This window comes from Pectobacterium sp. CHL-2024 (genome assembly GCF_044751765.1).
GTDB classification, from domain to species: Bacteria; Pseudomonadota; Gammaproteobacteria; order Enterobacterales; family Enterobacteriaceae; genus Pectobacterium; species Pectobacterium brasiliense.
This window is the reverse complement of sequence record NZ_JBIXKO010000001.1, coordinates 538114-552800: the sequence shown is the minus strand read 5'-3', so window position 1 is coordinate 552800 and position 14687 is coordinate 538114. Positions and strand designations below refer to the sequence as shown.

The 14687-nt window shown below is 51.6% G+C and carries 14 protein-coding genes, 1 tRNA gene, 2 other RNA genes and 1 riboswitch; of the genes, 8 read left to right on the top strand and 9 right to left on the bottom strand.

The window, feature by feature from the left end:
* Window positions 1-59: 59 nt before the first annotated feature.
* Entirely contained in the window at window positions 60-338 is a 279-nt protein-coding gene (locus ACIPUG_RS02425; RefSeq protein WP_010275380.1) for a YeaC family protein, read from the top strand.
* A 51-nt stretch (window positions 339-389) separates the two neighbouring features.
* On the opposite strand, the gene pncA is transcribed toward ACIPUG_RS02425, so the two are convergent.
* The 3 genes from pncA to sppA all read right to left on the bottom strand — a co-directional run bounded on the left by pncA (window position 390) and on the right by sppA (window position 4159).
* Entirely contained in the window at window positions 390-1037 is a 648-nt protein-coding gene (gene pncA, locus ACIPUG_RS02420) for a bifunctional nicotinamidase/pyrazinamidase (protein ID WP_400337187.1), read from the bottom strand.
* 18 nt (window positions 1038-1055) lie between these two features.
* A complete protein-coding gene (gene ansA, locus ACIPUG_RS02415) occupies window positions 1056-2075 on the bottom strand; it encodes an asparaginase (RefSeq protein ID WP_400337185.1) in 1020 nt (339 codons plus the stop codon).
* Between the two features lie 233 nt (window positions 2076-2308).
* A complete protein-coding gene (gene sppA, locus ACIPUG_RS02410; protein ID WP_039286598.1) occupies window positions 2309-4159 on the bottom strand; it encodes a signal peptide peptidase SppA in 1851 nt (616 codons plus the stop codon).
* 268 nt (window positions 4160-4427) lie between these two features.
* Between sppA and ACIPUG_RS02405 the strand changes: the two genes are divergently transcribed.
* The 3 genes from ACIPUG_RS02405 to ACIPUG_RS02395 all read left to right on the top strand — a co-directional run bounded on the left by ACIPUG_RS02405 (window position 4428) and on the right by ACIPUG_RS02395 (window position 7288).
* On the top strand, window positions 4428-4979 hold the full coding sequence (locus tag ACIPUG_RS02405) for an NAD(P)H nitroreductase (RefSeq protein WP_400337183.1): 552 nt from the start codon (window positions 4428-4430) through the stop codon (window positions 4977-4979).
* A gap of 96 nt (window positions 4980-5075) precedes the next feature.
* A complete protein-coding gene (locus ACIPUG_RS02400) occupies window positions 5076-7001 on the top strand; it encodes a DNA topoisomerase III (RefSeq protein WP_039464120.1) in 1926 nt (641 codons plus the stop codon).
* The gene (locus ACIPUG_RS02395; RefSeq protein WP_014915328.1) at window positions 6998-7288 is read left to right on the top strand and encodes a YnjH family protein; all 291 of its coding nucleotides are present in this window, start codon (window positions 6998-7000) and stop codon (window positions 7286-7288) included. Before ACIPUG_RS02400 ends, ACIPUG_RS02395 begins: the two co-directional genes overlap by 4 nt.
* A gap of 103 nt (window positions 7289-7391) precedes the next feature.
* On the opposite strand, the gene xthA is transcribed toward ACIPUG_RS02395, so the two are convergent.
* A complete protein-coding gene (xthA, locus tag ACIPUG_RS02390; RefSeq protein ID WP_400337181.1) occupies window positions 7392-8198 on the bottom strand; it encodes an exodeoxyribonuclease III in 807 nt (268 codons plus the stop codon).
* A gap of 301 nt (window positions 8199-8499) precedes the next feature.
* A riboswitch (glycine riboswitch) is annotated at window positions 8500-8595 on the top strand.
* 21 nt (window positions 8596-8616) lie between these two features.
* On the opposite strand from xthA, the gene ACIPUG_RS02385 reads away from it, so the two are divergent.
* Window positions 8617-9243, top strand: coding sequence for a trimeric intracellular cation channel family protein (locus ACIPUG_RS02385; RefSeq protein ID WP_039277547.1), 627 nt, complete (start codon window positions 8617-8619; stop codon window positions 9241-9243).
* A 184-nt stretch (window positions 9244-9427) separates the two neighbouring features.
* Here the strand turns inward: ACIPUG_RS02385 and ACIPUG_RS02380 are convergent.
* The 5 genes from ACIPUG_RS02380 to ACIPUG_RS02360 all read right to left on the bottom strand — a co-directional run bounded on the left by ACIPUG_RS02380 (window position 9428) and on the right by ACIPUG_RS02360 (window position 11413).
* Window positions 9428-9557: non-coding RNA, RtT sRNA (locus ACIPUG_RS02380), on the bottom strand.
* A 43-nt stretch (window positions 9558-9600) separates the two neighbouring features.
* Window positions 9601-9730, bottom strand: a non-coding RNA gene (locus ACIPUG_RS02375) — RtT sRNA.
* Between the two features lie 43 nt (window positions 9731-9773).
* Window positions 9774-9858: transfer RNA gene (locus ACIPUG_RS02370), tRNA-Tyr, on the bottom strand.
* Window positions 9859-10013: 155 nt separating this feature from the next.
* The gene (purU, locus tag ACIPUG_RS02365; protein WP_010275347.1) at window positions 10014-10862 is read right to left on the bottom strand and encodes a formyltetrahydrofolate deformylase; all 849 of its coding nucleotides are present in this window, start codon (window positions 10860-10862) and stop codon (window positions 10014-10016) included.
* 83 nt (window positions 10863-10945) lie between these two features.
* A complete protein-coding gene (locus ACIPUG_RS02360; protein ID WP_180774146.1) occupies window positions 10946-11413 on the bottom strand; it encodes a YchJ family protein in 468 nt (155 codons plus the stop codon).
* 132 nt (window positions 11414-11545) lie between these two features.
* On the opposite strand from ACIPUG_RS02360, the gene rssA reads away from it, so the two are divergent.
* The 3 genes from rssA (at window position 11546) to galU (ending at window position 14668) form a co-directional block, all read left to right on the top strand.
* Complete coding sequence (gene rssA, locus ACIPUG_RS02355) at window positions 11546-12451, top strand: patatin-like phospholipase RssA (protein WP_400337179.1); 906 nt, start codon at window positions 11546-11548, stop codon at window positions 12449-12451.
* 84 nt (window positions 12452-12535) lie between these two features.
* Complete coding sequence (gene rssB, locus ACIPUG_RS02350) at window positions 12536-13552, top strand: two-component system response regulator RssB (RefSeq protein WP_014915332.1); 1017 nt, start codon at window positions 12536-12538, stop codon at window positions 13550-13552.
* Window positions 13553-13756: 204 nt separating this feature from the next.
* Window positions 13757-14668, top strand: a complete 912-nt coding sequence (galU, locus tag ACIPUG_RS02345) for a UTP--glucose-1-phosphate uridylyltransferase GalU (RefSeq protein ID WP_014915333.1) — start codon at window positions 13757-13759, stop codon at window positions 14666-14668.
* Window positions 14669-14687 lie beyond the last annotated feature (19 nt).

Here is a 14687-nt window from a genome sequence, read left to right as displayed (position 1 = left end):
AGCACAGCACAGAAACCTAATAAGAATAAACCTGATCTTTCTCGGAGCAGAAACCGGATATGGAACTCAATGATCTGATCGACGCCATGACGCCAGAAATTTACCAGCGGTTAGTCACGGCGGTGGAGTTGGGCAAATGGCCAGATGGTGTCGCGTTGACGGCTGAACAGAAAGAAAACTGCCTGCAAATGGTGATGATGTGGCAGGCTCGCCATAACGAACAGGCTGAGCACATGACGATTGGCACTGATGGCGAAATCGTGATGAAGAGCAAGCAGGAGCTGAAGCGTGAGTTTAACATCGCTGACGCTATTATTACGCTAAAACCCGACGCGTAAAACGTAAGCAGGCAGCCGCAACGGCTGCCGCTATTCCGGTTGTCAGTAGCGCTAGTGGGCTGCTGACAACGTAGTAAGAAACTGCGTCATATCCGTCAGTATCGCCCCACGCTGTGCCATTTCCCGTAACGCAGATTCGCTGTCATCAGGCGAAAGATTCACGCCACGACACCCATCCACCAAGACTTCGGTGTGATAGCCCAGCGCAATCGCATCCAGCACGCTGAACTTGACGCAATAATCGGTCGCCAGCCCTAGAATAATCAAATGGGTGATGTGGTTGGCGTGTAGCCACGCATCTAATTCGGTTTTCACCCGATGTCCGTTATCGAAAAAAGCGCTATAGCTATCGATCTCCGGTTGAGTCCCTTTTTGTACGATCCACTGAATGGCTGACTGATTCAGTGCTGGATGAAAATCAGCGCCTGCTGTTCCCTGCACGCAGTGAACGGGCCACCAGATCTGCGGCCACCCGTTTAACTCACCGAGTTCTCCGATCTTGGTATGCGCATTAACAGCAAAACTGCCGTGATTAGTGGGGTGCCAATCCTGACTGGCAATCACTGGAACGCCAGCGGCTACGCAGGCTTCAATAGCGCGGTTAGCCACCTCAATGACGCGGTCGCCTTCGTTAACAGCCAATGCACCGTCGGGACAAAAATCATTTTGCAGATCAACTAATAGCAATGCTTTTTTCATTACGACTCCGTGATTAACTCAATCTTTATCGCTCAATTCCCCATGCAGGTTTTGCTGCATCAATTGGCGAATGTCATCGGCGCTTAGGTCCTGCTGGCTCAGTAAGTAATGCAATTTGGTCAATGCGGCTTCGACGGTCATATCAAAGCCACTGATAACGCCCGCATGCGCCAGCGCATTGCCCGTCGCATAGCCGCCCATGTTTACGCGCCCGGAAATACACTGCGTCAGGTTGACGACCACAATACCGCGTGCGGAGGCTTCACGTAATTCGTGCAGCAGCCCGGGGCTTTGCGGTGCGTTGCCAACGCCGTAGGAGCGCAGGATAAGCGCTTTCACCGGCTGACGGAGGAAATTGCTGATGACATCGGCAGAAATGCCGGGGTAAACCGTAATTACCCCGATAGGCTGTGGCGTAATGTGATGCACTTCCAGCGGCGGACAGTTGCTACATTCCACGGTCGGTGCCAGCCGACGAATATGGATACCGGCTTCGAGCAGCGGCGGATAGTTGGGGGAGGCGAAGGCATCAAAGCCATCCGCGTGAGCTTTGGTGGTGCGGTTGCCGCGCAGTAGTTTGTTATTGAAGAAGAGGGCGACTTCATTAATCGGATGATTAGCCGCAACGTACAGCGCGTTCAGCAGGTTGGTCTGACCGTCCGAGCGCAATTCCGCTAATGGAATTTGTGACCCTGTCACGATAACCGGCTTGGCAAGATTTTCCAGCATAAACGAGAGCGCGGAGGCGGTGAACGCCATCGTGTCAGTACCATGCAGAATCACGAAACCATCGTAGTCATCGTAATGGCCTTGAATATCGTCCGCGATGGATTGCCAATCCGCTGGTGTCATATCAGACGAGTCGATCAGCGGATCGTATTCATGAATCGTGAACGACGGCATCTCTTCGCGATGGAATTCCGGCATTTTTGCCAACTGCTGTTGTAAATGACCGGATACCGGAACATAGCCATTAGCAGAGCGCTGCATGCCGATGGTGCCGCCCGTATAGGCGACATAAATGGATTTCTTTCGCATGGTGGTGTGAGTCAGGATTAAACCGAGAATTATAGAGGGAAAAACAGCCCGATAATACTATCATAAGCAATGACTATTACCGGGCTATACCCGTCATACTTCAAGCTGCTTGTGCGTTGGCAGCGTTCAGTCACCCGAATCACTTACCTGAGTAAGCTCATCGGGATGCCTTCTCTTGCCGCCTTCACGCAACTCGAATTATTTAGGGTACATATTGGCGGCTACTGTAAACGCTACCGGACTTCTCCGCAGGTGAGGCAAAATGCGTACCGGTTCTGCGGGTCGTTCAGGTTATTCATGATGGACGGCTGTGACCGCATGGCTTCCGCCAGCTGTGCGACCGGTGCTGGCAGCATAGACTGGACGGCAACGGGCAGCAGGGCGTACACGGAGGCGTTCACCTGATTCAGCATCGTGTCCAGCAGACCTGGCTGTTCGGCATACCAGTTCAACTGATACTGTCCCAGTTTTGCCAGCTCAGCCGCTTTCTTCACGGCATCATCAAAATCACCGATCTGATCGACCAAACCATTTTCTTTCGCGTCGCTACCGATCCAGACATGACCTTGCGCGATCTGATCGATTTGCTCAGGCGTTTTCTTACGCGCCTGCGCCACGATATCAATGAAGTTCTTATAACCGCGTTCGATACTTAACTGCATCATCTGCGAGAATTCAGGCGGCAGTGATTTCGTGATCGACAGATCGGCCAGTGGTGAGGTCGCTACGCCATCCGTGTGGACGCCAAGGTTTTCCAGCGAATCTTCGAACGTGGTAATCACGCCAAAAATACCGATAGAACCTGTCAGCGTACTGGCGCTGGAGATGATTGCGTTCGCCGGCGTTGAGATCCAGTAACCGCCTGATGCCGCCATACCGCCCATGGAGACCACGATCGGTTTACCCGCCAAACGGAGCGCCATCAGTTCTGAACGAATCAGCTCCGACGCGGTGACGCTACCGCCAGGGCTATTGACGCGCAGTACCAGCGCTTTGACTTTAGGATCGAGGCGCGCGGCGCGGATTTGTGCCGCCGTGGTATCACCACCGACCATCCCCGGTGTTTCCGGGCCATCAATGATGGCGCCATTGGCAAATACAACCGCGATCTGGTTGTTATTTTGCACCGGTGGTTTGATGGTGTAGTCGTAAATGCTGATGAAATTAAAGTTGTTCTTCTGGCTATTCCAGCCGAACGCTTTAACCAGCGATTGCTCGGTTACGGAACGTGATGCCACTTCATCGACCAGCTTGTTATCCAGCGCATAGCGTGCGGTGTCGCCCTGAACGGCCTGCAAGCCTGCAATGATGTTGGTTGCACCCGGGAAGAGCTGCTGAGGCGTAATCTGGCGGTTAGCGGAAACGGTATTTAAATACTGCTGCCACAGAGCATTGATCCAACGGCCATCGGCATCGCGTGCAGCAGGCGACATATCGTCACGCAGATACGGTTCAACAGCTGACTTATAAGTTCCCACGCGGAAGATATTGGTGGTCACTTTCAGCTTGTCCAACATGGACTTGAAGTAGAGATTGTTGGTCGCAAAACCGTGTAGATCAACACTGCCTTGTGGCGTCAATGACACCGTATTGGCAAAACTGGCCAAATAGTATTGAGACTGGTTGTAGCTGTCGCCGACCGCATAAATAGGCTTACCGCTATCGCGAAATTCGCGCAGCGCCTTGCCGATATATTGCAGAGACGGTTGGTCGGCACCGGTAAAGTCGCTGAGATCCAGCACCATTCCCGTGATGTTGTCGTCACTCTTTGCCTGACGAATACTGTCGACAATATCGAACAGTGAGTTCTCCTGGCGACGGTTGTTCGATGCGCCGAAGAATTCACGTCCTAATTGACGCAGTTTGTTGTTAACGGTGGGTTGATCAACAACCACGCCCGTCAGATCGACCAGCAGCGCACCCTTCGTGGCCTCTTCCGGCGTCGTTTTTACCTGTGAGTAGATCCCAACACCAACTAAAATCAGAGCAATAAGGAAAATATTGAGAATAAATTCTCTGATAAAATTAAGCAGACGCCATGTCCACTTAAAAAATCCGCTAAAAATTCGCCACAATGTGCGCATGATATCTCCATGAACGGGTAAACAGCGTGTGCCCTACGTCCTTCAACTCGCCCTCTGGCAAGTGATGAAGCACAAGGAGTGATAGTATCCTAATGAGCGGACAGTAAAAAGTCAGCATTAAATCGCCGCAGAAGCGCACCCTGTCGGGGTTATCTTGTAACAAAACTTCTACTTGTGCTAACGTGGTGCGCAACGTTGCCGTACAGTCGTTTCTACCGTAGAAGTGGGTTGTACCGCAGAAATTATATTGCCAGACAGGAGATGTGCGATGGATGCTCTTGAATTGCTATTGAATCGTCGTTCGGCCTCGCGCCTGACCGCGCCAGCACCGACGGGTGACGCATTGAATAACATTATCCACGCCGGTATGCGTGCGCCGGATCATGGTGCCATGCAGCCGTGGCGCTTTTTTATGATCGAAAATGACGGTCTGGATCGTTTTAGTTCGCTACTGACCCGTGCGGCGCAGCAGGAAGGGTTGGACGAAGCCGGTATCGATAAAGCGCGTCAGGCACCTTATCGCGCACCGCTGATTATCACCGTTGTTGCGCATTGCGAAGAGAACCCGAAAGTCCCGCTTTGGGAGCAAATTGTCTCCGCAGGCTGTGCGGTTCAGGCCATGCAGATGGCGGCATTGGCGCAGGGCTTTAATGGTATCTGGCGTAGCGGTGCCTGGACACACAATTCGCTGGTGCGTGAAGCGTTCAACTGCCGTGAACAGGATGAAATTGTCGGTTTCCTCTATCTGGGGACGTCGGTGCTCAAAGCGTCGACGACGGTCACGCCGCTTGATACCGACGCGTTTGTTCATTACTTCTGATCGTCATCTCTTGAATAATATCGATTTCCACCCCGTTTTACAGCGTGCTTTCCCGCGAGTTACGCGGGAAATGCCCAGTCTGCTTGATGGTGAATAATGCGACTTTTTATTGCCGAAAAGCCCAGCCTTGCGCGGGCGATTGCAGACGTGTTACCCAAACCGCATCGACGCGGTGATGGCTTTATTGCCTGCGGCCAGAATGATGTTGTGACGTGGTGCGTGGGGCACCTGCTGGAGCAGGCGCAGCCGGATGTTTATGATGCGCGCTATGCCCGCTGGTCGCTTGCCGATCTCCCTATCATTCCCCAGAAATGGCTGTTGCAGCCGCGGCCCTCGGTCAGTAAGCAGCTCAACACCATAAAGAAGCTCCTGAATGACGCCACCGAGGTGATTCACGCGGGAGACCCCGATCGGGAAGGACAACTGCTGGTGGATGAGGTGCTGGAATACCTTTCTCTGCCGGAAGAAAAACGCCAGCAGGTACGTCGTTGCCTGGTTAACGATCTCAATCCACAGGCGGTAGAACGTGCCGTTTCTCGTCTTCGTGAGAACCGAGAGTTCATCCCTTTGTGCGTGTCGGCGCTGGCGCGTTCCCGTGCTGATTGGCTCTACGGCATTAACATGACCCGTGCCTATACGATATTAGGGCGCAATGCGGGCTATGACGGCGTGCTGTCGGTTGGCCGCGTGCAGACGCCGGTGCTGGGGCTGGTGGTGCGACGAGATGAAGAGATAGAAAACTTCGTTTCCAAAGATTACTTTGAAGTGAAAGCTCATATCGTGACGCCTGCCGATGAGCGTTTTGTCGCGCTATGGCAGCCCAGCGAGTCCTGTGAACCTTATCAGGATGAAGAAGGACGATTGCTGCATCGCTCGTTGGCGGAACATGTCGTCAAGCGTATCGAAGGCCAGCCTGCGATTGTTACCAGCTATAATGATAAACGGGAATCAGAAACCGCGCCGTTGCCTTACTCGCTATCGACGTTACAGATCGAAGCCGCGAAGCGTTTCGGACTGAGTGCGCAGCAGGTGCTGGACGTGTGCCAGAAGCTCTATGAAACCCATAAGCTGATTACGTACCCGCGTTCTGACTGCCGCTATCTGCCAGAGGAGCATTTTGCCGGGCGTCATGCCGTCTTGAATGCCATATCCGTACATCAGCCCGATCTGCTGCCACAGCCGGTAATGGATGTGGATCGGCGTAATCGCTGCTGGGACGATGGTAAGGTCGATGCTCACCACGCGATTATTCCCACCGCCCGCAGTGCAAGTGCCTCGCTGACGGAGAATGAGCGCAAGGTGTATGGTCTGGTCGCGCGGCAGTACATTATGCAGTTCTGCCCAGACGCCGTGTTTCGCAAGTGCGTCATTGAACTGGATATCGCGGGGGGTAAGTTTATTGCCAAAGCGCGGTTCCTGGCTGAAGCCGGGTGGCGCACGTTGTTAGGCGGCAAAGAGCGGGACGAAGAAAACGAAGGCATGCCGTTGCCTGTGGTGGCAAAAGGTGATGAGTTACTGTGTGAGCGCGGCGAGGTCGTTGAACGTCAAACACAGCCGCCGCGGCCGTTTACCGATGCCACGCTGTTATCGGCGATGACGGGTATCGCGCGTTTTGTGCAGGATAAAGAACTGAAGAAAATCCTGCGGGCGACCGATGGGTTAGGAACTGAAGCGACGCGCGCGGGTATTATCGAGTTATTGTTTAAACGGACATTTCTGTTTAAGAAAGCCCGCTATATTCACGCGAGTGAAGCGGGGCGGGCGTTGATTCATTCACTGCCTGCGAGCGCGGCACACCCCGACATGACAGCACATTGGGAAGCCACGTTGACGCAAATCAGTGAGAAGAAATGTCGCTATCAGGATTTTATGCAGCCGTTGACCCACTCCTTACAGGAGCTGATTCAGCAAGCGAAACAGAATGGCGCGGTGAGAGCGTTTAAAGGGCTTTCTGCACCGCCGTCAGGTGCTTCAAAACGGCGTAAGCCTCAGACTAAAAAAACGAAGGAGCAGGAGCAATGAAATCGTTAGTGTCTTTGTGTTTCGCGAGTGTGATGCTGGTGCTGCCCACGCTGGCGCAGGCTAATCGTGGCGGAACGGACATTGTGGTTCCCGTGCCACCGGAAGTGTGGGGGGCAGGGACGACGGTGCGGGAGCAAAATAATAGCTGTCTGCGCTGCTGCGTATATGAAAACCGGAACTATTCTGAAGGCGCGGTGCTAAAGGTCGAAGGGGTGATTCTGCAATGCGTGCGGGACAAGCAAACGCTGGGAACGAATAACCTGATATGGCAGTTGGTTAAGCAATAACCGTGCGTTAAAAAGCACTACGACTAATATTTCTGCTAATTTTAATCACCGCTGTGGCTTTGATGCACAGCGGTGATGTTATTTTTACTTCGTACGATCTCTTTTACAGCGAAAACTGTGCCCAGATCGGTGCATGGTCGGACGGTTTTTCCATTCCTCGAATATCGTAATCAATACCGGTAGCGACGCAGCGTTCGGCCAGGAACGTACTGGCGAGAATCAGGTCGATACGCAGGCCGCGGTTGTCATCGAACCCGGCAGAACGGTAGTCAAACCACGAAAAACGATCGTTGCTGTCTGGATTCGCGGCACGGAAGGTGTCGATAAGCCCCCAGCCTTGCAAACGCGTCATCCATTCACGCTCTTCCGGCAGGAAAGAACATTTACCCGTACGCAACCAGCGCTTACGGTTCTCTTCGCCGATGCCGATGTCCAGATCAGTAGGGCTAATATTGACATCACCCATCACAATCAGCGGTTGTGTCGCGCTGTGGTGCTGTTCCAGATAGGTTTGTAGATCCTGATAAAAGCGTGTCTTCGCGGGGAATTTCACCGGATGATCGCGGCTTTCTCCCTGTGGGAAATACCCGTTAACGACCGTAAGCGTGCCGTGCTCGGTGGCAAAATCCGCCATGATGATCCGACGCTGCGCATCGTCTTCATCCGTTGGGAAACCGCGACGAACCGCAATGGGCTGCGTTTTACACAGCAGCGCGACGCCGTAGTGACCTTTTTGTCCGTGGTAATAAACGTGGTAGCCGTATTGGCTGACATCCTCTAACGGAAACATGTCATCGTGGACTTTGGTTTCCTGCAACCCGATCACATCCGGCTGGTGTTGTTCGATAATGGCGGCCAACTGATGAGGGCGCGCCCGCAGGCCATTGATATTAAAAGATACAACTTTCATGTTCGCTGCCATTCGCTAAAAAATGTGACCAGATGGTAGCAGAAAATGAGGGATGCCGTCACGGTGAGGCTGCGCTTTCTAACGGCGTGGCTGGGCTTATTGCTGTGGCTTCAGCGACGGTTGGCGCAGATGAGAATCGTTAAAAATAAGATTCACTTATATTCAGTTGAACACGAGGCTTGTCGACCGTTATACTCCGCACCTCGCAGGAGAGAGGGCGTATAGTATCAGTAATACTATGGCGCTCCGCCGAAGGCGCAAACTCCCATAATCGCTCAGGCTACCCTAACTGCGAATTCCATTGAAGCCAACTGGAGAGAGGTTGCAACGCAACCCACCGAAGGGGCAAGCAGCACTGCTGCGTAAACTCTCAGGTAAAGCGGACAGAGGGAGTGGCACATTTCACAGGATAACTTGTGTGCTGACTTACATCTATCTGATCGCGATTACGGCAGAGGGGATGTCCGGGGCGCTGGCCGCTGGACGTCGTAATATGGATATTTTTGGCGTAGGCATGATTGCCTTCATCACCGCGCTTGGCGGTGGCACCGTTCGCGATATTCTCCTTGGTAATTATCCCATCGGCTGGACGCAGCATCCCGGCTATATCTACCTCACCATTGGTGCAGGTCTTTTCACGATTATCATTGCACGCTTCATGCATCATCTGCACCGGCTCTTTCTGGTGCTGGATGCGATGGGGCTGATAGCCTTTACGGTTATTGGCTGCAACGTCGCACTGCAACTGAATTATTCAACGACGGTGGTGGTTATGGCGGGTATCGTAACCGGAATTTTCGGTGGGATATTGCGTGATATTTTCTGTAATCGTACGCCCATGGTGCTGAAAAAAGAGCTGTACGCCAGCGTCTCGCTTTTAGTCGCACTTCTCTATCTTGGGCTAAAGTCGCTTAACGTTAATCACGATATTAACCTGCTGGCGTCATTCAGCATTGGTCTGGCCGTGCGTCTGGCGGCAATCCGCTGGTCATGGCAGCTTCCTGTGTTCTCTTATGTTCCTGGGCGCTGGAAAGGGAAGGCATAAGGCTATTTTCCCCCATTCTATATAGCGCGCTGATATTGGTGCGGGTGACGGTGGGGGAAATAACGCTGCGCGTTGCTCAAATCCGTGCCGGTTTTGTCGAACCTTGGTCGAAGGTTCTCACCTTCCCCTGACGGGAATTTGATGTTTTGGCGTTGGGATGTAATTCAGGAGTGATGCTGTGAAATGGTGGTGGGGGAAGGATAACTCGGTGCTTCGCACCTCACCCTGCGGGTCAACGCTGCGCGTTGCTCAAAACCGTACCGGTTTTGTCGAACCTTGGTCGAAGGTTCTCACCTTCCCCTGACGGGAATTTGATGTTTTGGCGTTGGGATGTAATTCAGGAGTGATGCTGTGAAATGGTGGTGGGGGAAGGATAACTCGGTGCTTCGCACCTCACCCTGCGGGTCAACGCTGCGCGTTGCTCAAAACCGTACCGGTTTTGTCGAACCTTGGTCGAAGGTTCTCACCTTCCCCTGACGGGAATTTGATGTTTTGGCGTTGGGATGTAATTCAGAGGTGCTGCTGTGAAATGGTGGTGGGGGAAGGATTCGAACCTTCGAAGTCTGTGACGGCAGATTTACAGTCTGCTCCCTTTGGCCGCTCGGGAACCCCACCACTGGCCTTGCTGCAAGACGCTTTCGCTTCAAGCGGGGCGCATCATATCAAATGACGCGCCCCTGTAAAGCGGTATATATCAAAAATAAATGCGGTTGCCGTTTTTTTATTCCGTTCGGCGCATCCTTATACAAAAAAGATGCCCGATCAACCAATTACAGAATAATGGTGCGGTTACCGTAGACAAAAACACGCTGTCCGAGCACGCGATACAGCGCACGACTCAGGACATTTTTCTCAACGTCACGGCCTGCACGCATCATGTCATCTGCTGAGTACGTATGGTCGACGTGAATAACGTCCTGCATGATGATCGGGCCTTCATCCAGATTATCGTTGACGTAGTGTGCCGTCGCGCCAATGATTTTTACGCCGCGCTCATAAGCCTGATGATAGGGGCGAGCTCCGATAAAGGCGGGTAAGAACGAATGGTGAATGTTGATCACCTGATTCGGGTAGTGCTGAACAAACGCCGGTGTCAGAACTCGCATATATTTCGCCAGCACGACGTAATCGGGTTTGTATTGATCGATCTGCGCGATCATCTTTTGATCGTGCTCTTCGCGAGTCAGTCCTTCATGGCTGACCAGATGGAAAGGAATATCAAACCGCTCAACCAGCGTCTGCAAGGTATCGTGGTTGCCGATGACGGCGGAGATTTCTACGTCCAAACCACCGTAGGCGCTTTTCATCAACAGATCGCCCAGACAGTGGGCTTCTTTCGTCACCAGAACGACGATGCGACGACGTCCTGCTGCGGTTAATTCGCGAGAAGAACCTTCGGGAAGCGCGCTATCCAGATCGGCTAACAGCGTGGTGTCGTTGAAAATCCCTTCCAACTCGGTTCGCATGAAAAAGCGCCCGGTGCGATGATCGACAAACTCATTGTTTTGCACGATGTTCAGTTCGTGCTTATAACAAATATTCGTAATTTTCGCGATGAGCCCTTTTGCGTCGGGGCAAATGGTTCGTAATACTTTTCTTTGTATATTTTGGGATTGCATGAGCGTGTGGATCCTGTCCAAAAACTAAAATAACGATCTTATGGTAACGCAGCAATAAGGCCGCGTGGGCGACTGCCTGTGTTCTATTGTCCGCAACACTTTTTGTATTTTTTGCCGGAACCACACGGGCAAGGTTCATTTCTGCCCGTCTGCAAATGAACGCCGTCTATATAGTACCAGCGATTATGCTGGCGAAGGAAGCGTGAGCGCTCTCGCATCACTTCTGTTCGCTGGTTGTCGCTTTCAGATATATAACGTGCGGCGAATTCCACATAGCCCTCATCGGGCGTTTTTCCGGGAGACGTTGCCAGTATAGTAAGGCCGAGCCATTGCGAATTCTGGCAACTTTCCGCGAGGGACTCGCGCCATTTTTCGGGCTGAAGATCGGGATGCCAGGTGGCGATAAGGTAATCGACATCGTGTTTGACATAGGCGGTATAGCGCGATCGCATTAATATGGCGGGCTCAGCCGCTGTTGCGGCATGCGTGAGGTAGGGTTGACAGCATGCGTTATACTGCAATCCACTGCAACAGGGGCAAGATTCTGACACGACGTCTCCTGAAGAAAATTTAAGATAAAAACTGATAGATAATAAACAGATCACTATGCAGGATGCCGATATGTTACCTAAGAAGCTCTACGTGTAGCAATGTGCGCTAAAATGAAGACAGGTGGATCGATCATGCAGCGGAAAAAAATTGGAATAGCCTTGGGATCAGGGGCAGCGAAAGGATGGGCGCATATTGGTGTGTTTAATGCGTTAACCGAAATGGGCGTAAAGGTTGATGTTGTGGCGGGTTGCTCTATTGGTGCGCTGGTTGGTGCGGCGTATGCCACAAACAATCTATCTTCGATGGATAGCTGGGTGAGGGCGTTTGGTTACTGGGACGTGATTCGACTGATGGATCTCTCCTGGCAGCGCGGTAGTTTGTTGCGTGGCGATCGTGTTTTTAATAGTGTGAAACATTTGTTACATACAACACAGATTGAAGACTGTGATATCAAATACGGCGTAGTGACGACAAACCTCAGCACAGGGCGCGAACTCTGGCTGACGGAAGGCGACTTGCATCAGGCTATGCGTGCGTCTTGCAGTATGCCAGGCCTGCTATCCCCCGTTCGATTTAACGATTACTGGCTGGTGGATGGCGCGGTGGTTAACCCTGTTCCCGTGTCTCTGGCGAGGGCAATGGGGGCCGATATCGTGATCGCGGTTGATCTCCAGCACGACGCGAGCCTTAATCATCAGGATTTGCTGTCGATCAAACCGACGGCGTCAGACATTGATGTGGAGAATGTTCCGCAAGATTGGCGTAGCAGAATTCGGGAACGCTTACTGCGGGGACGCCGTCAACCAGCGGAAAGTTCGCCAACGGCGATGGAGATAATGAGTACGTCGATCCAGATTCTGGAAAATCGGTTGAAAATGACGCGGATGGCAGGCGATCCGCCTGATGTGTTGCTGCAACCGCATTGTCCCCAGATTGCTACCTTAGATTTTCATCGGGCGCAGGAGGCCATTGAGGCGGGTTATAAGGCGGTGGAAAAGATGCGTGATGAATTGTTGCCGCTAGTGAAAGAGGCATAGTGAAGAAGACAGGGTGTGCCGTCTATCCGGCATACTGGCGCTAAAGCAGGTGTGATTATTCGGTGTTTGAAGTAAGGGGTACTGATGGAACAACCACTAGCGGGTAAGCATATTTTAGTCATTGATGACGAGGCCGTTTTTCGATCTGTGCTCGCTGGTTATCTGACTTCTCTTGGGGCTTCAGTTAAGGAAGCCATTAATGGATTAGATGCGCTGAGTACTCTTGAACATTACCAACCCGATTTAATGATTTGCGATCTGAATATGCCGACGATGGGAGGAATCGAGTTCCTTGAACGTCTGCGCCTGAAAGACAACGACACGCCAATACTGATCATTTCTGCAACCAGCCAGATGGCGGACATTGCCAAAGTCTTACGGCTTGGTGTGCAGGATGTGTTGCTGAAACCGATTCGTGATTATGCACGTTTACGTGAAGCCGTGATGTCCTGTCTGTATCCCGATATGTTCACCTCACAGTTGAATGAGATGGATCAACTCATGCAGGACATGGACTCCCTGAATCAATCTCCTGAAGCGGTCACCAAACTGCTTGCTCAGCTACAGCCGCCCGTTCAGCAAACGCTTGCTCGCTGCCGTGTTAACTATCGTCAGTTAACGGCGGCGGAACAACCGGGGCTGGTGCTGGATATTGCCGCGCTTTCGGAGACTGAGTTAGCGTTCTATTGCCTTGATGTCACTCAGGGCGTCAATAATAGTGGAACGCTGGCAGCGCTACTGCTTCGAACCTTGTTCAATGGGGTGCTTCAGGAGCATTTGGCCGATCAACAACACCGTTTGCCGTATCTGCCGACGCTGTTAAAGCAGGTAAACCAGTTGTTGCGGCAGGCGAGCCTGGATGGTCGTTTTCCTTTGCTCGTGGGGTATTACCACCAGCAGTTAAAACAGCTGATACTGATTTCCGCCGGGCTGAACGCGACGCTGAATGTTAACGAACAGCAGATAGCGTTGAATAGCGGCGTCCCTTTAGGCACGCTTGAAGGCGCTTATCTCAACCAACTGAATTATCAGTGCGAAGCATGGCAATGCCAGATATGGGGCGGCGGCGGCCGTTTACGACTGATGTTGACGACAGAATAGTCTGATAGCATCAGATGGTACTGGTTTCAGGTAATACCTATCTTTCGGTATTATTTTTTATTTCCTACTATGTAGGGAGTTATCTTATTTTTATTGAACGGTAACGTTGGGACAAGCGTGCTCTTGTTAAAGTCGTTATACTCTTGCGGTTATCTGATTAGATAAATAAAGTTCATTATTTGAACGGTATATAAGAGGCTGTTTATGTCTATTGTGAATAAAAAAGTAAAAAAAGCGGTCATACCGGTTGCTGGATTAGGGACGCGTATGCTGCCTGCCACCAAAGCCATTCCTAAAGAAATGCTGCCGTTGGTAGATAAACCGCTGATCCAATATGTTGTTAATGAGTGTATCGCAGCAGGGATTAATGAAATTATTCTCGTTACACACTCTTCTAAGAATTCTATCGAAAACCATTTCGATACCAGTTTTGAACTGGAAGCCATACTGGAAAAACGCGTTAAGCGTCAGCTATTGGAAGAGATTCAATCTATCTGTCCTAAGCATGTCACCATTATGCAAGTGCGTCAGGGGTTAGCCAAAGGGCTGGGCCATGCCGTATTGTGCGCGCATCCGTTAGTCGGGGATGAGCCTGTCGCGGTTATTCTGCCGGATGTGATTATTGATGAATATGAATCCGATCTGACGAAAGATAACCTGAGCGAAATGCTGCAACGCTTTTCTACGACGGGCCGTAGCCAGATTATGGTTGAGCCCGTTGAAAATGTAAGTAGCTATGGCGTGGTTGATTGCAAAGGCGTGGAATTAAAAGCAGGGGATAGCGCACCTATGGTGGGTGTGGTTGAAAAACCGAAAGCTTCCGAAGCACCGTCTAATTTAGCCGTCGTTGGCCGTTATGTCCTTTCTGCGGATATTTGGTCTCTGCTGGAAAAAACACCGCCAGGCGCAGGTAATGAAATTCAGTTAACCGATGCTATCGCGATGTTGATGGAAAAAGAAACAGTAGAAGCGTATCACTTGAAAGGTGTGAGCCATGACTGTGGTAATAAATTAGGTTATATGCAGGCATTCGTGGAATATGGTTTACGCCATGATGGTTTAGGCCAGGAATTTGCACAGTGGCTGCAGGAAACGATTGAAGCAGAAGAAAAATAACAGAATGTAATGATTGCTC